24 protein-coding genes and 1 riboswitch are annotated in these 21,561 nt (G+C 39.8%); of the genes, 19 read left to right on the top strand and 5 right to left on the bottom strand.

Going from position 1 to position 21,561, the window contains the following annotated elements; translation table 11 throughout:
* Positions 1 to 113 precede the first annotated feature (113 nt).
* From A361_RS06550 to A361_RS06560, 3 genes are all read left to right on the top strand, one after another.
* Entirely contained in the window at positions 114 to 1,244 is a 1,131-nt protein-coding gene (locus A361_RS06550) for a GAF domain-containing sensor histidine kinase (RefSeq protein WP_019381383.1), read from the top strand.
* Positions 1,245 to 1,892, top strand: coding sequence for a response regulator (locus A361_RS06555; RefSeq protein WP_019381384.1), 648 nt, complete (start codon positions 1,245 to 1,247; stop codon positions 1,890 to 1,892).
* Positions 1,893 to 2,033: 141 nt separating this feature from the next.
* The gene (locus tag A361_RS06560) at positions 2,034 to 2,570 is read left to right on the top strand and encodes an NADPH-dependent FMN reductase (RefSeq protein ID WP_019381385.1); all 537 of its coding nucleotides are present in this window, start codon (positions 2,034 to 2,036) and stop codon (positions 2,568 to 2,570) included.
* Positions 2,571 to 2,629: 59 nt separating this feature from the next.
* Here the strand turns inward: A361_RS06560 and A361_RS06565 are convergent, their stop codons facing one another.
* Positions 2,630 to 2,884, bottom strand: a complete 255-nt coding sequence (locus A361_RS06565) for a YhdB family protein (protein WP_009331507.1) — start codon at positions 2,882 to 2,884, stop codon at positions 2,630 to 2,632.
* A 205-nt stretch (positions 2,885 to 3,089) separates the two neighbouring features.
* On the opposite strand from A361_RS06565, the gene A361_RS06570 reads away from it, so the two are divergent.
* The 11 genes from A361_RS06570 (at position 3,090) to A361_RS06625 (ending at position 12,617) form a co-directional block, all read left to right on the top strand.
* On the top strand, positions 3,090 to 3,407 hold the full coding sequence (locus tag A361_RS06570; protein ID WP_009331506.1) for a DUF3889 domain-containing protein: 318 nt from the start codon (positions 3,090 to 3,092) through the stop codon (positions 3,405 to 3,407).
* A gap of 126 nt (positions 3,408 to 3,533) precedes the next feature.
* Positions 3,534 to 4,229 carry a response regulator transcription factor gene (locus tag A361_RS06575; RefSeq protein WP_009331505.1) on the top strand — a complete coding sequence of 232 codons (696 nt, stop codon included), beginning with the start codon at positions 3,534 to 3,536 and terminating at the stop codon, positions 4,227 to 4,229.
* Positions 4,226 to 5,578, top strand: a complete 1,353-nt coding sequence (locus A361_RS06580; RefSeq protein WP_009331504.1) for a HAMP domain-containing sensor histidine kinase — start codon at positions 4,226 to 4,228, stop codon at positions 5,576 to 5,578. The genes A361_RS06575 and A361_RS06580 overlap by 4 nt, the downstream gene beginning before the upstream one ends.
* Before the next feature lie 70 nt (positions 5,579 to 5,648).
* Positions 5,649 to 6,341 carry a PepSY domain-containing protein gene (locus A361_RS06585; RefSeq protein WP_009331503.1) on the top strand — a complete coding sequence of 231 codons (693 nt, stop codon included), beginning with the start codon at positions 5,649 to 5,651 and terminating at the stop codon, positions 6,339 to 6,341.
* Between the two features lie 95 nt (positions 6,342 to 6,436).
* Complete coding sequence (locus A361_RS06590) at positions 6,437 to 6,988, top strand: PepSY domain-containing protein (RefSeq protein WP_009331502.1); 552 nt, start codon at positions 6,437 to 6,439, stop codon at positions 6,986 to 6,988.
* Positions 6,989 to 7,116: 128 nt separating this feature from the next.
* Positions 7,117 to 8,529, top strand: coding sequence for a SpoVR family protein (locus A361_RS06595; RefSeq protein ID WP_009331501.1), 1,413 nt, complete (start codon positions 7,117 to 7,119; stop codon positions 8,527 to 8,529).
* Between the two features lie 716 nt (positions 8,530 to 9,245).
* A complete protein-coding gene (locus A361_RS06605) occupies positions 9,246 to 9,722 on the top strand; it encodes a DsrE/DsrF/DrsH-like family protein (RefSeq protein WP_009331500.1) in 477 nt (158 codons plus the stop codon).
* A 30-nt stretch (positions 9,723 to 9,752) separates the two neighbouring features.
* Complete coding sequence (locus tag A361_RS06610) at positions 9,753 to 10,331, top strand: sulfurtransferase TusA family protein (protein ID WP_009331499.1); 579 nt, start codon at positions 9,753 to 9,755, stop codon at positions 10,329 to 10,331.
* A 40-nt stretch (positions 10,332 to 10,371) separates the two neighbouring features.
* Entirely contained in the window at positions 10,372 to 11,493 is a 1,122-nt protein-coding gene (locus tag A361_RS06615) for an MBL fold metallo-hydrolase (RefSeq protein ID WP_009331498.1), read from the top strand.
* A gap of 58 nt (positions 11,494 to 11,551) precedes the next feature.
* A complete protein-coding gene (locus A361_RS06620; protein ID WP_009331497.1) occupies positions 11,552 to 11,779 on the top strand; it encodes a sulfurtransferase TusA family protein in 228 nt (75 codons plus the stop codon).
* Positions 11,780 to 11,840: 61 nt separating this feature from the next.
* Positions 11,841 to 12,617 carry a sulfite exporter TauE/SafE family protein gene (locus A361_RS06625; protein WP_019381387.1) on the top strand — a complete coding sequence of 259 codons (777 nt, stop codon included), beginning with the start codon at positions 11,841 to 11,843 and terminating at the stop codon, positions 12,615 to 12,617.
* A 170-nt stretch (positions 12,618 to 12,787) separates the two neighbouring features.
* Here the strand turns inward: A361_RS06625 and A361_RS06630 are convergent, their stop codons facing one another.
* The gene (locus A361_RS06630) at positions 12,788 to 13,681 is read right to left on the bottom strand and encodes a YitT family protein (RefSeq protein WP_009331495.1); all 894 of its coding nucleotides are present in this window, start codon (positions 13,679 to 13,681) and stop codon (positions 12,788 to 12,790) included.
* Between the two features lie 349 nt (positions 13,682 to 14,030).
* Here A361_RS06630 and A361_RS06635 point away from each other — a divergent pair, with 349 nt between their 5' ends.
* On the top strand, positions 14,031 to 14,933 hold the full coding sequence (locus tag A361_RS06635; protein WP_019381388.1) for a YihY/virulence factor BrkB family protein: 903 nt from the start codon (positions 14,031 to 14,033) through the stop codon (positions 14,931 to 14,933).
* A 31-nt stretch (positions 14,934 to 14,964) separates the two neighbouring features.
* Here A361_RS06635 and A361_RS06640 read toward each other — a convergent pair whose 3' ends face one another.
* On the bottom strand, positions 14,965 to 15,279 hold the full coding sequence (locus tag A361_RS06640) for a DUF948 domain-containing protein (protein WP_019381389.1): 315 nt from the start codon (positions 15,277 to 15,279) through the stop codon (positions 14,965 to 14,967).
* A 286-nt stretch (positions 15,280 to 15,565) separates the two neighbouring features.
* Positions 15,566 to 15,667: riboswitch (purine riboswitch) on the top strand.
* An 89-nt stretch (positions 15,668 to 15,756) separates the two neighbouring features.
* On the opposite strand from A361_RS06640, the gene A361_RS06645 reads away from it, so the two are divergent.
* Positions 15,757 to 17,052, top strand: coding sequence for an NCS2 family permease (locus A361_RS06645; RefSeq protein ID WP_009331492.1), 1,296 nt, complete (start codon positions 15,757 to 15,759; stop codon positions 17,050 to 17,052).
* Positions 17,053 to 17,253: 201 nt separating this feature from the next.
* A complete protein-coding gene (locus A361_RS06650) occupies positions 17,254 to 18,177 on the top strand; it encodes a cation diffusion facilitator family transporter (RefSeq protein WP_009331491.1) in 924 nt (307 codons plus the stop codon).
* A gap of 13 nt (positions 18,178 to 18,190) precedes the next feature.
* On the opposite strand, the gene A361_RS06655 is transcribed toward A361_RS06650, so the two are convergent.
* A complete protein-coding gene (locus A361_RS06655) occupies positions 18,191 to 18,508 on the bottom strand; it encodes an ArsR/SmtB family transcription factor (RefSeq protein WP_009331490.1) in 318 nt (105 codons plus the stop codon).
* A gap of 82 nt (positions 18,509 to 18,590) precedes the next feature.
* The gene (locus A361_RS06660) at positions 18,591 to 19,229 is read right to left on the bottom strand and encodes a hypothetical protein (RefSeq protein WP_019381390.1); all 639 of its coding nucleotides are present in this window, start codon (positions 19,227 to 19,229) and stop codon (positions 18,591 to 18,593) included.
* 183 nt (positions 19,230 to 19,412) lie between these two features.
* Between A361_RS06660 and A361_RS06665 the strand changes: the two genes are divergently transcribed.
* Together A361_RS06665 and A361_RS06670 are read left to right on the top strand one after the other, a co-directional pair.
* The gene (locus A361_RS06665) at positions 19,413 to 20,114 is read left to right on the top strand and encodes a response regulator transcription factor (protein ID WP_009331488.1); all 702 of its coding nucleotides are present in this window, start codon (positions 19,413 to 19,415) and stop codon (positions 20,112 to 20,114) included.
* Positions 20,104 to 21,525, top strand: a complete 1,422-nt coding sequence (locus A361_RS06670; protein WP_019381393.1) for a sensor histidine kinase — start codon at positions 20,104 to 20,106, stop codon at positions 21,523 to 21,525. Before A361_RS06665 ends, A361_RS06670 begins: the two co-directional genes overlap by 11 nt.
* Positions 21,526 to 21,561: the final 36 nt, after the last annotated feature.

Raw genomic sequence — 21,561 nt, forward strand, 5'->3', positions numbered from 1 at the left:
TTTTCTGTATACAACTTTGGTCGGAGTCCGCTTCCTCCCAAATGCCAAGGAAGAAAGGGAAAAAAAGTTATATAATGAGAGTACATAATATGACAGTTCCAAGGGGGATAAGGGTGTTAGGGGAAAAAAGGCAATCTGAAATCAAAATATTAAAAGAAATAGCAGAAATATTGAATGAAGGAACGGAAATTGATTCCCTTCTTAAAGAGGTTCTGCAAAAATTGCTTCATATTACCGGCCTTGAAACGGGATGGGTATTTTTAATTGATAGCCAAGGGGCGTTCCGCCTGGCAGCAGAAGAAAAACTGCCCCCTGCCCTTGCCGCGGATAACTGCAAACCAATGTGCAATGGAGACTGCTGGTGTATTGACCGCTATAATGACGGCAGATTAAACAAAGCTTCGAACATTATTGAATGCAAAAGAATAGAAGATGCCATTGCTGAGCAAAGAATGGATACCAATGGGCTTACCCATCATGCCTCCGTCCCGCTGAGAGCAGGGAAAGAAAAATTTGGGATCCTTAATATCGGCTCACCTGATAAAACTCATTTTTCACAAGAAGAATTGGCTTTGCTTGAATCTGTGGCTTTTCAGATCGGAACGGCTATAAAACGAATCAAGCTGACACAGCTGGAACAGGAGACGGCTCTTGCTGCGGAAAGAAACAGGCTGGCAAGGGACCTGCATGATTCAGTCAACCAGCTATTGTTCTCCTTAAGCTTAACGGCGAGAGGAGGGGCTGAAATGACTGATAACCCTGAAATTAAAGAGACCTTTTCCTACATGCAGGATCTCGCACAGGAAGCTTTAAGCGAGATGAGGGCACTGATCTGGCAGCTGAAACCCCGAGGGCTGGAAAATGGGATTGTATGTGCTATGCAGTCATACAGCCAAATGCTTGGCCTGAAGCTGAATTCAAAAGTAAAAGGTGTGATCTGTCTGCCTGGAAAAGTTGAAGAGACACTTTGGAGAATTGGCCAGGAAGCACTGGCAAATTGCAAAAAACACTCTGGTGGATCAACGGCAGACTTAGCACTGACAGTGGATGGAAAAACAGTTTCAATGGTGATTTCCGATTGCGGCAGAGGGTTTCATTATAGAGAAAACGATATCCCTTCCCTCGGCCTCAAAAGCATGAAGAAAAGGACGGAAGCACTGAATGGTTTATTTAAATTAAAAACAGAGCCAAACAAAGGAACGAATATTGAAATTATCATTCCTTTGGAAAAGGGAGGGAAATAGATGGCGATCAAGGTTTTAATAGCGGACGATCATCATGTTGTAAGAAGGGGTCTTGTATTTTTTCTGAAAACACAGCCGGAAATAGAAATCATCGGAGAAGCAAAGAACGGCCGTGAAGCTGTAGAGATGATGCAAACGAATCAGCCTGATGTTGTATTAATGGACTTGGATATGCCTGTTATGAATGGTATTGAAGCCACCAGGCAAATTAAAGCGAGCTGCCCTGAAGTGAAAATCATGATACTTACAAGCTTTTCAGATCAGGATCATGTGATTCCGGCAATTGAGGCAGGGGCCTCAGGATATCAGCTGAAGGATATTGAGCCGGATATTCTTGTCCAGGCAATTATCCAGCTGATGAAAGGGGAGAACCAGCTGCATCCAAAAGCCACCTCCCATCTGCTCACACATTTAACGAATAAAAACAGTACAGAAAGACAGCCGCTGGAAGAACTGACAAAAAGAGAACTGGAGGTTCTGCGGGAGATTGCAAAAGGGAAGAGCAATAAAGAAATTGCTTCATCCCTTTATATAACAGAAAAGACAGTCAAGACCCATGTTTCCAACTTATTGTCCAAATTGGAACTTGCGGACAGAACACAGGCAGCACTTTATGCAGTTCGTCATGGTATTGCAGAGTCAAATTAAGAAAAATCATCCTAAAGTTGCAGGAGGTATTCACTGAATTAGTCCTAAGATAAGCTTTGTAAAACTCAGCCATACTGACGATGTTTAAAAATGCAAACTTCTATATACTAAGTAGTATAGGAACTAAAAGGAGAGTTTATGATGAAGCTTACAATTATTAATGGAAGCCCGCGATTGAAAGGAAGAACGGGAATAGCGTCTCGTTATATTGCAAGGAAATATAACGCTGAACTGATCGATTTAAGTCTTGGAGAAATTCCTTTATATAATGGTACAGAAGATCAATATCAGCTGCCTGCCGTTAGAAAGCTGCGCCAGCAGATTGCAGACTCTGATGGGGTCGTTCTAGCTTCCCCTGAGTACCACAGTGCCATGAGCGGAGCTCTAAAGAATGCGCTGGATTTTCTCGGAAGTGAGCAATTTGCCCATAAGCCAGTCGGCTTGCTTGTTGTGGCAGGAGGCGGAAAAGGCGGCATCAATGCCCTGAATAATTTAAGAATTGCCGGCAGAGGCGTATATGCCAATGTCATTCCTAAGCAGCTGGTCCTGGATCCGCATTGTTTTGATTATGAAAATGATGGCCTTTATGAGGAACCTGCCCAACTTGTTGAGGGGTTAATGAAAGAACTTCAGGTATATATGAAGGCATATGGCCAGATTAAGCAGGAATTAAAATAATTAATTAAAAAAAACACGGACCAAAAAATCCGTGTTTTATTATTGGTGGAATTCTTTTTTTAAGTTAGTTCATAAAATACAGTGTTTGGCAGCTGTTTTTCCGATAATTCATTGGCATGGTCAATATATCTCAGCAGTGAATATAAATGTTTCTCAATGACAGAATAGTCTTTTTCGAAGTTGTAGGCATGAAGAAAATGTTCGATCTTCTTCGAAAGAAATTGATCATCTGTTCTGACCATCAGGATCAGCAGGTTATCCCATTCTGACCGGTGCGTATAATATAGCGCCCGGTCATAATCCACTTTATTCATTTGTCCTCTCCTCCTCTTTCAGGAGTTGATTATAGTTTATGATGATGCAGAATTTTATTTCGAAGTAAATCTTGGACTTGTTGATTTACAAGGGTTTTCATCATTTACCTGTATATTGGCCACATCCATTTATAAGACAAATACCATACATAAAATTGATGACTGGGACAAAAATATAATTAACGACACATGCTTTGGAGGATATATGAAAAAGTATTTATCGATGTTTATGCTGGTTTGTTTATTAGCCGGGGGAGGCTCACTGGCAGGAGCTGTCCAAAAACCGGATTATGAAAAGTATGGGAGAATTGCCATCGCAGTTGTGAAAGAAGACTATCCTGGAGAAGAAGTGGTGGATTATCAGTATGGAGGAAGGCAAAAAGTTACTGAAACAGATGTAACAGACACCTTCACTTTTACTGTAAAGGAAGATGGGAAGCCTGTAACCGTGCTGGTTAGGGTCACACATAACCTTAAGGATAACAAAGCGGTAAGCCTATCTGTAGAGAGAAAAACGCAGTAAGCTCCTTCGGGAGCTTTTTTCATTGTATTTGGCAAACAAACTCCTTATTTAAAATAATGATAAAAAAATATTTTTCTGATACTCTTGGGTTATGAATAAAACCGTCAAATATAGGGAGTGAGTTTTTTGAAGGAATCAATTCTTGTTGCGGAAGATGAAGCTAAAATTGCGAGGCTTCTGGAAATTGAACTTGAATTCGAGGGCTATCAAGTGACAAAGGCAATGGATGGCTATCAGGCAATGGAGTTATACCGGACTGGAAGATGGGACTTAATTATTCTGGATATTATGCTTCCTGGGTTTAGCGGGATAGAAATTCTGCGAAGAATTCGCAGCAAGGATAAACAAACCCCCATTTTGCTCCTGACGGCTAAAAGCTCAGTGGAAGATAAAGTATCGGGTTTAGACTTGGGTGCCAATGATTACATAACAAAACCTTTCCAGATTGAAGAGCTGCTTGCCAGGATACGGGCTGCACTAAGAATAAAGTCAGCAGGTACAGAGGAACCTGCAGTTCATGACTGTCTGGAAGTGTCAGATTTAAAGCTCAATGAAAAAACAAGAGAAGTCAGCCGGGGAGATAAGGCCATAGAACTCACCCCAAGAGAATTTGATTTGCTTGTTTATTTAATGACAAATAAAAGACAGGTCCTGAACAGGGAACAGATTTTGGAGGCCGTTTGGGGATATGACTTTTTGGGGGACACAAATGTAGTTGATGTTTATATCAGGTATTTGCGCAAGAAAATAGACATGCCTGAGAGGCCAGCTCTTATTCACACAATTCGCGGAGTAGGGTATGTATTAAAGGAGACGAAATGAATCTTCGGAAGAAAATATATTTGTATACAACTGTTCTCTTTGCAGTACTTCTGCTTATCATGAATATCGCTGTGTATGCTGTTTTCAGCAAATTAATATATGAAAATGAGCAGGCATCCATTTCAAATGAAATGGCTAATATTACAAAGATTGCGCAAAGATCAATCGGGAATGTTCCAGAAGATGATTTGCTTAGAGCTTTTGTTCCGTCAAGCGGAATGGTGAGACTGGTTCAGCCAGATAAAAAGGCAGTAACCTCCGCATCCTCCGATGAAAAGGCGCTCAGTAAAATACCTGCAGAGTATATCAGCAGTGAATTGATAAAAACAATGGAGATTGATAAGAAGGTCTATATGTTTGCGTCTGCACCTGTGATCCTTCCAGATGGTGAAATAGGGAGCTTTCAGCTGGCCAGAAGCATGGAAAGTGCAGAAAATATATTAAGGACTCTACGCTTCGTTCTGGGGATTGTGACAGTCCTGGCAATGATTCCAGTTCTAATTTCCAGCGCTATCCTCAGTAAGTTTATTACAAGGCCAGTTGCGACAATGACAGCCACCATGAAAGAAATTAGAAAAAGCGGCCAATTCAAGCGTCTTGAACTGGAGGGGAAATCCCAGGATGAGCTGCATCAAATGGGTGAAACCTTCAACCATATGATAGATCTTCTTGAATCCAATTATGAAAAGCAAAAACTTTTTATATCAAATGCTTCCCATGAATTAAAAACCCCATTAACTGTTATTGAGAGTTATTCAAGCCTGCTTAAGAGAAGGGGATTGAAAGAACCTGAATTATTTAATGAATCAATAGAAGCCATTCATTCAGAGGCATTAAGAATGAAGGAAATGACAGAACAGCTTCTTTTGCTTGCACGGCATGATGATCAGTGGATGCTCGATTTGAAGATGATAGATCTTAACCGTTTTTTAACCCAGGTCATCCGGACTTATGGAGATGCTTTTAAAAGGACTATACAGTTGGAATCCAGTTTGGCTGGAAATACCTTTATTCAAACGGATGAAAATAAATTAAAGCAGCTTCTGTTTATTTTTCTGGATAATGCCAGGAAATACAGTGATGATATCATAAGGGTTACTATCGGGACAGAGAAAAGTAAGGTTTATATCCGGATTGAAGATCGCGGCATGGGTATTCCCCAGAAGGATCTGCCAAGAGTGTTTGACCGTTTTTACCGGGTAGATGAGGCAAGAAACAGAAAAACAGGAGGATCGGGACTGGGACTGTCCCTTGCCAAAGAAATCGCCGATGCTCTTGGGGTTGAGATCAGGCTCGAAAGTACTGAAGGATTGGGAACTGCAGCATCCATAAGAATTAAAATAACTTAACCATTCTCATCATTTTCTCATGTTATTATCAGATAATAGAGAAATAAGCCAAGTGGAGAGGTGTAAGGAAATGAAGCATAAACTTATAATAATTTCAGCTTCGGGGCTTTTGCTGGCTGCGCTCCTTGTATTTGCTGTAATACAATTCACAAATGTCTCGGCTTCAGAATCAATTACTGAAAGTGAAGCCATGGAGATAATAAAAGACCGGTATCAGGGTGAAATTCTGAATTTGAAAAAAGTGAACAGCACTTATTTGATTGAAATGAAAAGAGGCAAAGGGTTCTATCAAATAAAGCTGAGTGAAAACGGAGGAGAAATTCTTTCTTTTGAAAAAAAAGATCAAATTTCTAATGGTGAACAGAAGCAGCTTAATGAAGAAAAAATAAAGGAAATTATTCAGGCAGAAGAATCTGGTGAATTACTCTCCATTAAAAAAGTGACTCATAAAGAAAAATCAGCCTTCGAGGCAATCGTTCAGAAAGATGAAGAGAAGATTAAGATTACTGTTGATGCTCTGAATGGAGAAGTTTTATCCCGTGCTGCTGAGGAAACAAAGGTCCCTGTAAAAAATCTAACCGAAGAGGAAGCTGTCCAAATTGCTCTAAAAAATGAACCTGGGGAAGTGGATGATATCAGCTTTGGAGAAACAGACAAGGGACCTTCTTATCTTGTTGAGATAGAAAAGGATGATGGCAGGGAGGCAGCTGTCGAGATCCATGCTATTACAGGAGAAGTGTTGTCGGTTACCTGGGATGATTAATCCCTTTCTCATCAAATTTTAATTTTCTTATCCTTTTTCTCTCATTTTCACCGGTTATATTGAACATGTAGAAAAGAAAAAGGAGGAAAAATAAAATGAACAAAAAATTTGCAGTTATTTCTTTGACAGGAGCCTTATTGCTGGGAGGTGCTGTTGCAGCAGGTGCAGCAGATACGAATGGAAAAGGAAGCACTGGGAGTAAAAAAGAAGCTGCACAGGATATGATTACTGTTGAAGAAGCGAAAAAGATTGCTCTTTCTGAAGCAGAGGGAAGAGTAGAGAGCATTGAATTGGAAAGAGCAAATGGCAAACAGTATTATGAAATTGATATTGAGAACGGGAAAGAAGATTTCGATATTAAAGTTCACGCCTTAGATGGTGAAGTCATTTCAATTAATAAAGAGCGAAACGACGATGATGACGATGATCAGTCTGAAAAAGAGGTAAATCGGGAAAATGTAATCTCCGAACAAAAGGCTATTGAAATAGCTGAAAAAGAAGTTAATGGAACGATGAAAGAAATTGAAATAGATGAAGACGATGGACAAATCCTATATGAAGTTGAACTGCAAACAAATAAAGGCGAAGCAGATGTTGATATTGATGCTGAAACAGGAAAAGTATTAAAAGCCGAATTTGATGAGTAAATCCAAATGAAAAGCGGGGCGAAATGCTCCGCTTTTTGATGTAATTTGTTACAAGCTTATGAAGAGACTACTCATCAATCCTCTTGTTGGTTCATAGATTATGGTAAGGACTAAAAGGGGGAGTGGCAATGCGAGAAGAAGAAAATAAGTCATTGGAATATGCCATTCAGGAAATTACTGAAATTGCAAATGGGTTTGGCTTGGACTATTACCCAATGAGGTATGAAATTTGTCCTGCAGAAATCATTTATACATTCGGCGCTTATGGCATGCCGACCAGGTTTTCGCATTGGAGCTTTGGAAAACAGTTTCATAAAATGAAGCTGCATTATGATTTAGGATTATCAAAAATTTATGAGCTTGTAATCAATTCGGATCCTTGCTACGCGTTTCTGCTCGATTCCAATGCCCTTATTCAAAACAAATTAATTGTGGCGCATGTTTTAGCACACTGCGATTTCTTTAAAAATAATGTCCGTTTTCAAAACACAAAGAGGGACATGGTAGAGAGCATGGCTGCCACCGCCGAAAGAATCAGGCAATATGAAATTGAGTTTGGGAAGAAGGAAGTGGAAACTTTCCTGGATGCAGTGCTGGCAATTGAAGAACATATTGATCCGTCTCTTATGAGACCTAAGCTCGCCTGGAGTACGGAAGATGAATATGAAAGCAGCGGTGATACGGCAGCGCCTAGCCCTTATGATGATTTATGGGGTTTGGATGAAAGGAACAAAAAGCATGAGCCAAAGAAGAAGAAAAAGAAATTCCCTCCAAAACCCGAAAAGGATTTACTATTATTTATTGAAAGCTACAGCAGGGAGCTAACCGACTGGCAGCGGGATATTTTAACTATGATGCGGGAAGAAATGCTCTATTTTTGGCCGCAGCTCGAAACAAAAATCATGAATGAGGGATGGGCTTCCTATTGGCATCAGCGTATTTTAAGGGAAATGGATTTGACATCTGCAGAAGCGCTTGAATTTGCCAAATTGAATGCCGGAGTGGTTCAGCCGTCCAGAACCGGAATCAATCCATATTATCTGGGCCTGAAAATTTTTGAAGATATTGAAGAGAGGTATAACAACCCGACGGAGGAAATGAAGAGGCGCGGTGCAGTTCCAGGTTCAGGCAGGGAAAAAATGTTTGAGGTGCGTGAAATCGAATCCGATATTTCTTTTTTGAGAAATTATTTAACAAAAGACCTTGTCATGAGAGAAGATATGTACCTTTTTCAAAAGCAGGGAAAGGATTATAAAATTGTTGATAAACAGTGGGAGCATGTTCGGGATCAGCTTGTCAGCATGCGTGTAAATGGAGGATTCCCGTATTTGACGGTTAATGACGGCGATTATATGAAGAATGGAGAGCTTTACCTCAAGCATTGGTTTGAAGGAGTGGAGCTTGATCTTAAATATCTTGAAAAAGTACTCCCATACGTATACCAGCTTTGGGGAAGAGGAGTTCATATGGAAACCATGGTTGAAGGAAAAAATATGCTTTTCACTTACGACGGGAAGAGCATTCATAGAAAATACTTATAACAATGGAGGACGAACCACATCTGAAGTGGTTCGTCTTTTTCAGGTTGAGCAATAAAAAGAGGTTTATTAAAAAATGGACAGGATATAAACTAAATACTTTCTTCCTAAGGAGTATTGCAGTAATATTAACGTGTACAGGCGGGGGTATTGGAATAGGTTATTTAATGACTTACCAGTTACTGATATAGCTTGAATCCATTTATAAACTAAAGAAAGGATGATAATCTTGAAAATTACAGATTCAGCTCGTGACCTATTGAAGCAAGTGTTTCAAGAGAAAGATACGGGTGGCATTAGAGTTTATTTCGCAGGCTTTGGCTGAGGAGGCCCACAAATTGGACTGGCTCTGGATGAGCCGGAAGCAGACGATATAATCGAGACAATCAATGAAATTCAAGTTGCATTTGACCCGGAGATCAAGCAGCATACAGAAAGTATGATTCTGGACCATGATCAGGAAAATGAAAGACTAGTCTTATTAGGCAACGAAAGTGATTGCTGTTAAGACAGTGATTAAAAACACCCGTTTGGGTGTTTTTTTTTGACAATAAGATTGGATCAAGTTATTGACATAATACCATATAGGGTATATTATATGAACTGTAATTGAATGAATAATGCAGAGGAGATTATGATGCTGCTGATTTTCTTTACACAATAAAAAACTATATTTTTTTGATTATATAAATACCCATTGGGGTAAGAGGGGGAGAAGAATGGATAAGAAGAAAACAACAATTGTTCTATTTAGCGGAGATTATGACAAGGTGATGGCAGCTTATATCATTGCCAACGGAGCAGCTGCTTATGACCATGAGGTAACAATCTTTCACACTTTTTGGGGACTGAATGCTCTAAGGAAAGATGAGTCTATTCAAGTGAAAAAATCATTTATGGAAAAAATGTTTGGAAAAATGATGCCTAGAGGTCCTGAAAAAATGGGTCTTTCAAAAATGAATATGGCTGGCATGGGTCCTAAAATGATTAAAGATATTATGAAAAAGCACAACACGATGCCAGTAAAGGATTTGATTGAAATGGCAAAAGAGCAGGATATAAAGCTGGTAGCCTGTCAGATGACAGTTGATCTTCTGGGCTTTAAACCAGATGAAATTATTGATGGCGTTGAATATGCTGGTGTAGCAGCCTACTTGGCTGATGCAGAAGATGGAAATGTAAACTTATTCATCTAAACCAAATTTTTATAATAGGGGGATTTCTAAATGAAAACATTAAAAGCAAACTTTACGGTAGATGCAAAAGGCCTTGCTTGTCCAATGCCAATTGTAAGAACAAAAAAAGCAATAAATAATATAAATCCCGGTGAAGTACTTGGGGTGCTTGCAACGGATAAAGGTTCAAAGGCAGACATTCAGGCCTGGTCAAAAAGTTCAGGACATCAATATCTTGGAACAATTGAAGAAGGTGATGTGCTTATGCACTATATCCGCAAAGCAAGTGAAAATGAAGAGCGAGAAGCAGCAAATTTTGAGACTATTGCCTCTAACGAAGATCTTCAAAAAGAACTTGAATCAAATTCAGAGATTGACGTTCTTGATGTAAGGGAACCGGCTGAATTTGCATTTGAACATATTCCAAACGCTGTTTCTATCCCTTTTGGTGAACTTGAAGAACGAATGGGAGAGCTGAATAAAGATAAAAAGATTTATGTAGTATGCCGTACAGGCAGCCGAAGTGGTATGGCTTCACAGGCATTAAGCGATAAAGGCTTCACCCGCATAATTAATGTAGTGCCGGGTATGTCTGGTTGGAATGGACCGACAGAAACTAAAGTGAACTAAAAAATTTTAAAAGAAAGTATACAGTAGGGGGTATAAAACTATGAAAGCAATGACAGCTAAAGAAGTAACAAAAAAAGTTATTGAAAATGAAGAGCTATTTATACTGGATGTGCGCAATGAAAGTGACTTTAATGATTGGAAGATTGAAGGAAAAACCTTTGAATACTTGAATGTTCCCTACTTCGATCTTCTTGATGGAGTAGAGTCAATTCTGGATAAAATTCCAGCTGATAAAGAACTTTTAATCGTTTGTGCAAAAGAAGGATCTTCTGTCATGATTGCAGAAATGCTTGAAGAAGCTGGACGAGAGGCTTCTTACCTGAAGGGCGGAATGAAAGCATGGAGCGAACACCTTGAGCCTGTTAAGGTAGGAGACTTGAAGGACGGGGGCGAAATGTACCAATTTGTCCGCATTGGTAAAGGATGTTTATCATATATGGTTATTTCTAATGGGGAAGCAGCGATTGTCGATGCAACAAGAATGACAGACGTATTTACTGATTTTGCTGCTGAAAAGAATGCAGAGATCAAGCATGTATTTGATACACATCTGCATGCTGACCATATCTCAGGCGGAAGAAAAATTGCTGAAAAAACAGGTGCTTCATACTGGCTTCCTCCCAAGGATGCTGAAGAAGTAACATTTGATTACAAAAGCCTTGAAGATGAAAGTGAAGTAATGATTGGTTCTACTAAGATCAGCATTCAAGCTGTTTATTCACCAGGCCATACAATTGGATCCACATCATTTGTGGTAGATGATCAATACCTTCTATCAGGAGATATTCTATTCATCGATTCAATTGGCCGACCTGACCTTGCAGGAAAAGCCGGTGCCTGGGCTGGCGATTTAAGGGAAACACTTTATAAGCGATATAAGGAGCTATCAAGTGAATTAGCTGTTATGCCTGCACACTTCATGATCATTGATGAGTTAAATGAAGATGGCAGTGTTTCTGAGAAACTTGGCACATTATTTGCTGAGAATCATGGATTAAAAATTGATGATGAAGGAGAGTTCAGAAAATTAGTTTCTGAGAACCTTCCTCCTCAGCCAAATGCTTATCAGGAAATCCGTGAAACAAATATGGGGAAAATCAACCCGGATGAAGAAAAACAGAGAGAGATGGAAATTGGTCCTAACCGCTGTGCTGTAAGATAATCATCTGATTTCATATAACGTTAAATTAGATAATTTTAAACAATGGAGGAATGGAAACATGAACGCAGCAAAAGTGCTGGATGCAAAAGGCTTAGCTTGTCCAATGCCAATCGTAAAAACAAAGAAAGCAATAGGGGAAATCGAATCAGGCCAGGTGCTTGAAGTTCATACAACCGACAAAGGTGCAGTTAAAGACTTGGCTGCCTGGACAGAGTCAACAGGACATGAGCTATTAAAACATGAGGATGACAGCGGAACTTTAAAGTTCTGGATAAAAAAAGGCTAATCTATTGAAAGGTAAAGGGGGGGGCTGCTCCCTTTTATCGCTAAAAGGAGGAGATAGCCACATGGATTTGACCTTTTTATTCGTTATATTTTTAATTGGTTTTATCGGGTCTTACATTTCCGGCATGGTAGGAATTGGAGGCTCAATCATTAAATATCCTATGCTCTTATACATTCCGCCATTATTTGGATTAGCTGCTTTTTCTGCTCACGAAGTAACCGGAATCAGTGCAGTACAGGTGTTTTTTGCAACAATCGGGGGTGTCTGGGCTTACAGAAAAGGCGGATACCTGAATAAAACACTTATTATTTATATGGGTTCAGCAATACTAATCGGAAGTTTAATCGGAAGCTACGGTTCAAGGTTTATGACTGAAGGCGGCATCAATCTTGTATATGGGGTATTGGCTTTAATAGCGGCAGTCATGATGTTCGTGCCGAAAAAGGGCTTGGATGATATACCCTTGGATCAAGTAAAGTTCAATAAATGGCTTGCAGCCTTCTTTGCTTTGATCGTCGGCATCGGAGCTGGAATCGTAGGTGCAGCAGGTGCATTTTTACTTGTTCCTATTATGCTGGTTGTATTGAAGATCCCTACAAGGATGACGATTGCGACATCACTGGCCATTACATTTATTTCATCGATTGGATCTACAGCTGGCAAATTGGCAACCGGACAGGTGGACTATATTCCTGCTGCCATAATGATCATTGCCAGCTTAATTGCTTCACCATTAGGAGCAGCTGCAGGAAAGAGAGTGAATACAAAAATCCTCCAAGTCATATTGTCTGTTTTAATTCTGGCAACATCAATCAAAATTTGGATGGATATTTTATAATTAAGAGGGAGGGGGCAGCGGGTGCTGTTCCCTTTTAATTTTAACCTCTTTGATGTTTATCGTATTGCTAACATATTTATTTGTTATTTGATTTTACTGCCGCATCCAGGCGGTTTAGCAACAAAGGATATTACTTAAGAGAGGTTTTCATAAGACCATTACAACCATTCTTAGTGAATGGCTTTCTTTTTAAATCTGCCGCCTCTGACTTCAGCAATATCAGCTACTGCTAAAAAAGCACTCGGATCTATTTCTTCGACAATTGATTTTAACTTTGCTTCTTCAAGTCTGGTTATGACACAAAAAATTACTTTTTTGTCATCCCCAGTGTATGCACCTTCCCCATTTAAGTAGGTAACGCCTCGTCCAAGCCGGGCAAGAATCGCTTCGCCGATTATCTTGTGCTGTTCGCTGATAATCCAGGCGGATTTGGATTCATCCAGCCCGCTGATGACAACATCAATAGTCTTGAAAGCAATGAAATAGGCAAGGATTGAATACATGGCACGGTCCCAGCCGAAAACAAAGCCTGCAGTAGCAAAAATGAAGACATTGAAAAACATAATAATTTCCCCGACAGAGAACGGTAGTTTTTTATTTACCAGAATGGCCAGAATCTCTGTTCCATCTAAAGATCCCCCATATCTGATCACCATTCCGACCCCGAAGCCAAGAACAATACCGCCAAATACTGTAGCTAACAGCAAGTCCTCTGTAAATACGGGAACATCATGCAAGAGGAGGGTAGTGGCTGATAATACCGCAATGCCCAGCAATGTAGACAAAGCAAAGGTTTTCCCTATTTGTTTGTATCCTATGTAAAAAAATGGGATATTTAAGATGAAAATAAACCAGCCGAGTTTCCAGCCGGACATGTGGGAGAGGATAATGGAGATTCCTACTATTCCGCCATCCAGAATTTTATTGGGCACTAGGAATTCTTCGATTCCGACCCCCATAAGTATGGCTCCAAGTATGATGAAGAAAATTCTTTTTGCAAGCTTGCCTTTAGTCAACCCTTTATGTACATTTGCTCCAACAGCAGTCTCAAGTGAAACGTTCATAAATGACCCCCATTTAAATTGATGAATAATCTGTCAAACTGAACGAGCATCTTTAATGAGCTAATAACATAATATGATAGCTTGTGCCAATTTAGCTCAAATTAATTATTCGATAAGTTTGATAAAAACTATATCTAATTATAACATTTCTTATATTAAATGAGGGGTATCGAGTTCATAATGATAAGTTGTGAGCCCTTATTAGGATAATTTCCGTTCCGTGGAAAGGTATCTTTTTTATTTATCTATCAAAATGGAATGAATATTTTATTAAAATACGATTAGCTCAAAGGTCTTAGGGGAAATAAACACATACAAGCTATAAGCTGATTAAGGGAGGAGTAGTAAAATGCATAAGGTTATTCAATTTGGCAAGAAGCTCGGAAAGGAATTTAAGAAAGATCGGGCAACCGGGCTTGCAGCCGAACAAGCATATTATTATATGCTCTCCATTTTTCCTTTGTTAATTCTGCTTATCTCTATTGTTCCATATCTTTCACTGGATCCTCAAAAAGCATTATCATACTTGCAGAGTGTAATGCCGTCAGATTCATTTAATGTTATTGAAGATAATGTAGTGGATATCATTACGAAGCCGAACGGCGGCCTGCTGACGTTCGGTATCATAGGTACTTTATGGTCCGCTTCTAATGGAATGCAGGCATTCATAAGAGCCATGAATGACGCCTTTGATGTGGAGGAAACGAGGTCATTTATAAAATCAAGACTAATATCCATAGGTTTGACTCTTGGTTTGCTCGCAGCATTCATCATTGCTATGGTTCTTCCCGTGTTCGGGAAAGTCATCATGAACTTTGTTGAGAATTTTATTAATATACCTGATGGGATGCAGATACTGATCAATGTATTGAGATGGGCCATTGCTTTTGTAATCATGGTTACAGTTCTGGCTATTCTTTATAAGGTGGCACCAAATAAACATTTTCCTTTCAAACAGGTCTTGCCAGGCGCCATAGCCGCAACGGTTATGTGGCAGCTTATATCATTTGGCTTGTCATTTTATGTAAGCAATTTTGGGAATTATTCCGCCACATACGGAAGCCTTGGCGGAGTCATTGTATTGATGCTATGGTTCTTTTTAACCGGACTTGCCCTTGTTATTGGCGGGGAAATCAGTGCCCTCTATCACAGAAATAATACACTCAAGCCGGGCCGAGGAAAGAAAGATGACAAAGAAAATTCCAAGGTGCAAACAGATGCAGAAGCCTATCGTACACTTTCAATAAAATAGGACAAAATAAAACGAGGGCTCAGACCTCGTTTTATTTAATTTGGTGGATAAAAGGTATTTTGATGTTCCACCATTTCTTTATTTTCTTCGGTGTTTCTTTTACAGCGGATATCGTATTATTAAAGGTCTGTTTCTTATAATTGATATCTCTTTGAATTTCTTTCTGGGTTGTTGTCAGTTCGTCAATCCCATTTTTTAATTGATCTGCTTTTAGCTGCATAACAGTGCTTATAGCTGTCAGTTTCTTAATTGCCGGTTTGGCATCCTTGTATGCTTTAAAAGCATAGATGCCCAGAAAGATCAGGGACGCTGCAATAAGAATCAAGCTTGCATATACAATGAACATTGTGACCTGCCTCCTCATGCTGGTTTTTTAGAAAATTTTCGAACTGCAATTACTGCTAGTCCCGCCGCCTCTCCCCTCGAGGTGTCGGGGTAACCAAGGCGCCTATGTTTTCCTTATTGTTTACCCATTACAAAAAAAAATTAACATAAACCCCTGTAACCAACTTTAAGATAAAGGGGAATACTCAGAATAAATTAAAGAATTGACCATCATATTTGAGTTTGCTAGAATTGTTTTCATTATATTAATATATAATTTTATTGGGCAGGACATTGATCATTGAGGTGCTGCGGCAATAGATTTTACCTGTATATGTTCAGAGATAGGGTCTGAGCGTTTCTACCGGGCTGCCGTAAATAGCTTGACTACAGGGGATATAGCTTGTTCGAATCGGCATGCTATTTTCTTCTGTTTCTTATGGCAGCTTCGCATATTGCGGAGCTTTTTTTATTGGTTACTAAATAAGGAGGGAATGACATGTCATCTTTTTTCCGGTTTCGTGAAAGAGAAACATCATACAAACAGGAAACAATCGCAGGTTTAACGACATTTTTATCAATGGCATATATATTAATTGTAAATCCAATTATACTTAGCCAGGCTGGAATGGATAAAGGAGCTGTCTTTACGGCTACGGCGCTGTCGGCAATTATTGGCTCTTTATTAATTGGCTTGCTGTCCAATTATCCAATTGGGATTGCACCAAGCATGGGACTCAATTCTTTCTTCACTTTTTCTGTCTGCATCGGGATGGGCATTCCATGGCAAACGGCTTTAACTGGTGTATTTGTTTCAGGGATTTTATTTGTGATTTTAAGCTTATTAAAAATACGGGAAAAAATTATTAACGTTATACCCAAGGATTTAAAGCATGCAATAGCAGGCGGGATTGGCTTTTTTATTGCTTTTATCGGATTGAAAAATGCCGGTTTGATTGTAGGAAATGAGGCGACATTTGTTGCAATTGGCGATTTTAAATCCCCAGTCACGCTGCTGGCAGTTTTCTGTTTTATCCTAACAATCGTGTTAATGGTAAGGGGAGTTAAAGGTGCCATTTTTTATGGTATGGTCATTTCAGCTGTTGCTGGAATGTTAATTGGCCTTATTGATAAACCGGAAAAAATTGTGGGGGCCATTCCGAGCCTTGAACCGACATTTGGTGAAGTTTTTCAGAATATTGATCAAATCTTTACCCCGGAAATGCTGGCAGTCATATTCACTTTCTTATTTGTTGCCTTTTTTGATACGGCTGGAGCCTTAATCGCCATTGCAAGTCAGGCGGGATTGATGAAGAATAATGAAATCCCTAATGCGGGAAAAGCGCTTCTGGCAGATTCGAGTGCTACTGTAGTCGGTTCTGTGCTTGGAACTTCTACAACTGCCTCCATGATTGAGTCCAGTTCAGGGATTGCGGCCGGAGGAAGGACAGGCTTTACTTCTGTTATCATCTCTGCATGCTTCGCTATTGCATTATTCTTTTCTCCATTACTCGGTGTCATTACGGCCGAAGTTACGTCTCCGGCACTTATCATTGTTGGAGCACTGATGGCTATGGAAGTGAAACATATCGATTGGGGAAAACTGGAAATAGCTATTCCGGCATTTGTAACCATCTTAATGATGCCGCTGACTTTCAGTGTAGCAACTGGGATTGCACTCGGCTTCATCTTATACCCAATCACAATGCTGGCATTGAAAAGGCCAAAAGAAATTCATCCAATAATGTATGGACTATGTATTGCATTTATGGGGTATTTTGTTTATCTTGCATAAGGAAGAGGGCTGCCTGTATACTCAGGCAGCCTTTTTGTGAATCCTATAATTGCTTTGAAGAAATGGCTTTTCTATTTTATAAAATGTTTGACGCCACTCTTTTAGTCTAAATAAAAAGGAAACAACAAAAAATCATTGAACAATAAGCCAATGTCATACATAATATATATGAGCATATATTCATATAAAGGGGTGGAACGAATGGGACACAGTCATGGTCATGGACATGGGCATTCACATGATCACCATCACACAGGCAATAAAAAGGCTTTAATGTGGGCATTTATTTTGATTGCTTCATTTATGATTGTAGAAGTAATTGGAGGAATATGGACTAACAGCCTTGCGCTGCTATCGGATGCCGGACACATGCTGAGTGATGCAGCTGCGCTTGGCTTAAGTTTTCTGGCAATCAAAATAGGGGAAAAAAAGGCGACAAATTCAAAAACATTTGGCTATAAACGATTTGAAATTATTGCTGCTTCAATTAATGGAATTACACTGCTGCTGATTTCTCTCTATATTTTCTATGAAGCCTACCACCGCATTCTAGAGCCGCCGGCTGTTCAAAGCATGGGGATGCTGGTGATTTCATCAATCGGACTGCTCGTAAATATCGCAGCGGCATTTATTTTAATGAGTGGGGATAAGGACCACAACTTAAATGTTCGGAGCGCTTTTCTGCATGTTCTTGGTGACTTGCTTGGTTCTGTTGGAGCTATAACAGCTGCGCTTCTAATTTATTTCTTCGGCTGGGGTATTGCGGACCCGATTGCCAGTGTAATGGTAGCACTTCTCATCCTTATAAGCGGATGGAGGGTGGTAAAAGAGTCTTTTCATATTTTAATGGAAGGGACACCTTCTCACCTGAACCCTGAGGATATTAGAAGGAAACTCCTTGGCCTTGCACATGTAAAAGATGTTCATGATCTTCATATCTGGACGATTACTTCTGGCTTCCCTTCTCTTAGCTGCCATCTTGTGATTGAACATGACGGCGGTCACGATGCAGTACTTCATGCGGCGCAATCGGTACTTCATGATGAATATGGCATTGAGCATAGTACAATTCAAGTGGAAGGAGAAAGAAAAGGCTGCCCCGGCCATAATGAGAGCTGCAATTAATAGGGTCCAAAGTTCATGAATGCTGGCTATGTTCGATTGCCTGGTTCAATAAACTAATGACGTGTTCATCATCATGGCTGTAGAAAAGAGTGGTTCCTTCACGGCGGAATTTTACCAGCCGCAGGTTTTTCAAAAAGCGCAGCTGGTGAGAAACCGTAGACTGAAGCAGTGATAAATTTTCGGCAATCTCATTTACCGAATACTCTCCGTGAAATAATAAATGAAGAATTCTAAGCCTGGTTGGATCTGATAATGCTTTGAATGTCTGGGAAACCATGAATAAGGTTTCTTCATCCAGATCGGCTGGGTACGGCGCATTTTCTTCTGTCATTTTGTTCACCTCTGCCTTCCATTATAATTCTGTTCTAAAAAAAACGAAACCGCAGAGGTGTGCCCTTTGCGGTTTTAACATATTATTTTTTCTTTCTCACTTCCTGGTGAATTTCATCAACCAGTTTTTTCATTTCTGTATGGATTTGTTCTTTTTCCAGGTTCAGTTCCTTTTTTATTTCAGGCATTGATTTTCCTTGTTCCTTCATTTGAATTATTTCGCCAAGATCCTTATTTGCCGCCTTTGCCATGGCTGCACCTGAAATAAGATAACGAAGAGGGATTCCTTTGTCAAGATACCCCTGCAGTACTTGAGGAGACTTTCCGGAATACTCGGAGACCTTTTGCAGAACAACTTGTTTATTGGTTTCAAGGAACTTATCCATGTGATGCTGATGCTTTTTTATTTTCTCTAAATCCACTCCATACTGTTGTGCTGTTTTTTCCCAGGAAGAGTTACTTTTTTTATAAAATGCCAAAACGTCCCCAACCTGTTTATTTGAAAATTTTGCAATGTGGGCAGCTATGAAGATTTCCTTTTTGGTGAATCCTTGTTTCAGAAGGGACTTCATTAAGGATTCATCAACCATTCGGTGATGGTGTTCATGTTTCTGCTCTTGTCCCGGTGATTGTCCCTTTGGTGCTGTTTCGGCGTTAACGGATAAAGCGGCCCCCGTTAGTAAAATGCAAAAAGACAATACTAATTGTAATTTTTTATTCATGCTGCACTGCACTCCTTTCAAAATTATAATTCGTATATAGCATTTCCCAAGATATAGCGAAAGCATTAATAAATTTGGCTATCTTTTTCAAGAAAACGTTAAGGACAGAGATATTCATTGAAAAAAAACACTCATTTCGATTACATTAAGAAAAGAAGACTGTTTGGGGACGGTGATGAGAAAATGAAAATACTTGTTGTGGAAGATAATGAAAGTGTCTGTTCAATGCTGGAAATGTTCTTTATGAAAGAAGGGTACCATGGTGTCTTTGTCCACGATGGGCAGCAGGGGTTTGAGCATTTTAATAAAGAAAGATGGGACTTACTTATTGTCGATTGGATGCTTCCTATTATGGATGGAGTGACTCTCTGCCGTAAAATAAGGGAATTGAGCAAGGTCCCGATCATTATGCTGACGGCTAAAGATAGCGAGTCCGATCAGGTTCTGGGCCTTGAAATGGGTGCTGATGATTATGTGACCAAGCCATTCAGTCCGCTGACGCTAATGGCCAGGATCAAAGCGGTGACACGCAGGTTTCAGGCAGAAACAGGATCAGCGGATGAACCCCACTATGTTGCCAGTGAATACTTCAAAATCAGCAAAGAATCCAGAGAGGCCTATTATAATGGGCAGCTTCTCAAGAATTTAACCCCGAAGGAATTTGACTTGCTGTATTATCTTGTAAAACATCCGAAACAGGTTTTTACAAGAGAGCAGCTGCTTGATAGTGTATGGGGTTATCAGTTTTATGGAGATGAAAGAACGGTAGATGTACATATAAAAAGGCTCAGGAAAAAAATAGGCACGGAAGAGCAGCCTTTTATCCATACTGTATGGGGTGTTGGCTATAAATTTGATGAAACGGCAGCAGATAATGAAGGTTAAATATTTTTATCAGCTGTTGATAAGTCATGTCAGCATCCTCATTCTGGCATTCCTGTTATTAAGCCTTCTTTTCTCCCAGTTTGTTGAGAGTTATATTTTTGAGAATAAAGTGGAAGAGCTTGATTCCTATGGCGAACAGATCCTGACTGATTTAACAGTCAGGATAGAGGGTGATGAACAATTTTTAACAGAATACAGCCAGCTGCTCGATGCAAGGAATATAAAATACATACTCTTTGATCATAAAGGGAGGGTCTTGTATCCGGAGCTTAAATCAGATCCGATGATTCAGCTCACCAAATCTGAGTGGGCTGAAATTTCGAAAGGAAATAAAGTAACTGTAAAGCATGATATAGAACGCTTCGGCCAGGAGGTAACACTGGTTGCCATGCCTTATATGCAGGGGGGCAATATGGTTGGCGGAGTTTTGCTTCTGTCGCCTATAACTGGAGCGATGGAGATTATCAGCCAATTAAATCGATTTTTATTATATACCATTTTTATTTCACTCTCTGCGACCATCCTGTTGAGCCTGGTTCTCTCTAAAAATCTTATCAAGAGGATAACGGATCTTAGGAATGCTGCCTCTATGATCTCTTCCGGGAACTATGATGTGAATGTACCATACACCTATATGGATGAAATCGGTGAATTGGCTAAAGACTTTAACGATATGGCAGCCAGATTGAAGGAATCTAATGAAGAAATTAAAAGACTGGAGAATAGAAGGAGGAAATTCATTGCTGATGTCTCGCATGAGCTGCGGACTCCTTTGACCACCATCAGCGGTTTGGCTGAAGGCATTAAAGGAGGACTTATTCCGGAAGCGGAAAAAGAAAAAGGGATGATCCTGATTGACAGGGAGGCCAAGAGACTTATTCGTCTGGTAAACGAAAATCTGGATTATGAAAAGATCCGGTCCAATCAGCTGCAGCTGAATAAAATGGATATTGATCTTCTGGAAGCATTTGAAATAGTTAAGGAACAGCTGGAATTTCAGGCAGGGGAAAAGGGAAACAGGATATATCTTGAGGCAGAAGAAGGGGTTTCAGTACATGCAGATTATGACCGGCTAATTCAAATTTTGGTTAATATTGTAAAGAATAGCATTCAATTCACCGATCAAGGCTCCATATTTTTAAGAGGACATGAAGGTCCTGATCAAACAATGATCGAAATAGAGGACACGGGTATAGGCATCGATCCTCAAGAAATCGAGTCTATCTGGCTGCGTTTTTATAAAGCGGATCTATCCAGGACCAACCATTCCTTTGGTGAATTTGGCATTGGGCTTTCCATTGTTAAACAGCTTGTTCAGCTGCACAGCGGGGAGATTGCTGTCAGCAGTGAAAAAGAGAAAGGGACTAAATTTACGATTAGGTTTCCACGGAAAACAGCATCTTCTCAATAAGGCAAAAAAAAGGAACAGCCCTCTGACAGGCTGTTC

Origin of the sequence: Cytobacillus oceanisediminis 2691, assembly GCF_000294775.2 — a bacterium.
Taxonomy (GTDB): domain Bacteria; phylum Bacillota; class Bacilli; order Bacillales; family Cytobacillaceae; genus Cytobacillus; species Cytobacillus pseudoceanisediminis.

Coding starts and splice junctions, on each gene's coding strand:
- A361_RS06635 (WP_019381388.1), top strand. CDS start 14,031: ATGCATAAGGTTATTCAATTTGGCAAGAAGCTCGGAAAGGAATTTAAG.
- A361_RS06560 (WP_019381385.1), top strand. CDS start 2,034: ATGAAGCTTACAATTATTAATGGAAGCCCGCGATTGAAAGGAAGAACG.
- A361_RS06625 (WP_019381387.1), top strand. CDS start 11,841: ATGGATTTGACCTTTTTATTCGTTATATTTTTAATTGGTTTTATCGGG.
- A361_RS06650 (WP_009331491.1), top strand. CDS start 17,254: ATGGGACACAGTCATGGTCATGGACATGGGCATTCACATGATCACCAT.
- A361_RS06660 (WP_019381390.1), bottom strand. CDS start 19,229: ATGAATAAAAAATTACAATTAGTATTGTCTTTTTGCATTTTACTAACG.
- A361_RS06615 (WP_009331498.1), top strand. CDS start 10,372: ATGAAAGCAATGACAGCTAAAGAAGTAACAAAAAAAGTTATTGAAAAT.
- A361_RS06605 (WP_009331500.1), top strand. CDS start 9,246: ATGGATAAGAAGAAAACAACAATTGTTCTATTTAGCGGAGATTATGAC.
- A361_RS06580 (WP_009331504.1), top strand. CDS start 4,226: ATGAATCTTCGGAAGAAAATATATTTGTATACAACTGTTCTCTTTGCA.
- A361_RS06620 (WP_009331497.1), top strand. CDS start 11,552: ATGAACGCAGCAAAAGTGCTGGATGCAAAAGGCTTAGCTTGTCCAATG.
- A361_RS06555 (WP_019381384.1), top strand. CDS start 1,245: ATGGCGATCAAGGTTTTAATAGCGGACGATCATCATGTTGTAAGAAGG.
- A361_RS06595 (WP_009331501.1), top strand. CDS start 7,117: ATGCGAGAAGAAGAAAATAAGTCATTGGAATATGCCATTCAGGAAATT.
- A361_RS06670 (WP_019381393.1), top strand. CDS start 20,104: ATGAAGGTTAAATATTTTTATCAGCTGTTGATAAGTCATGTCAGCATC.
- A361_RS06570 (WP_009331506.1), top strand. CDS start 3,090: ATGAAAAAGTATTTATCGATGTTTATGCTGGTTTGTTTATTAGCCGGG.
- A361_RS06630 (WP_009331495.1), bottom strand. CDS start 13,681: ATGAACGTTTCACTTGAGACTGCTGTTGGAGCAAATGTACATAAAGGG.
- A361_RS06590 (WP_009331502.1), top strand. CDS start 6,437: ATGAACAAAAAATTTGCAGTTATTTCTTTGACAGGAGCCTTATTGCTG.
- A361_RS06565 (WP_009331507.1), bottom strand. CDS start 2,884: ATGAATAAAGTGGATTATGACCGGGCGCTATATTATACGCACCGGTCA.
- A361_RS06640 (WP_019381389.1), bottom strand. CDS start 15,279: ATGTTCATTGTATATGCAAGCTTGATTCTTATTGCAGCGTCCCTGATC.
- A361_RS06655 (WP_009331490.1), bottom strand. CDS start 18,508: ATGACAGAAGAAAATGCGCCGTACCCAGCCGATCTGGATGAAGAAACC.
- A361_RS06665 (WP_009331488.1), top strand. CDS start 19,413: ATGAAAATACTTGTTGTGGAAGATAATGAAAGTGTCTGTTCAATGCTG.
- A361_RS06610 (WP_009331499.1), top strand. CDS start 9,753: ATGAAAACATTAAAAGCAAACTTTACGGTAGATGCAAAAGGCCTTGCT.
- A361_RS06645 (WP_009331492.1), top strand. CDS start 15,757: ATGTCATCTTTTTTCCGGTTTCGTGAAAGAGAAACATCATACAAACAG.
- A361_RS06585 (WP_009331503.1), top strand. CDS start 5,649: ATGAAGCATAAACTTATAATAATTTCAGCTTCGGGGCTTTTGCTGGCT.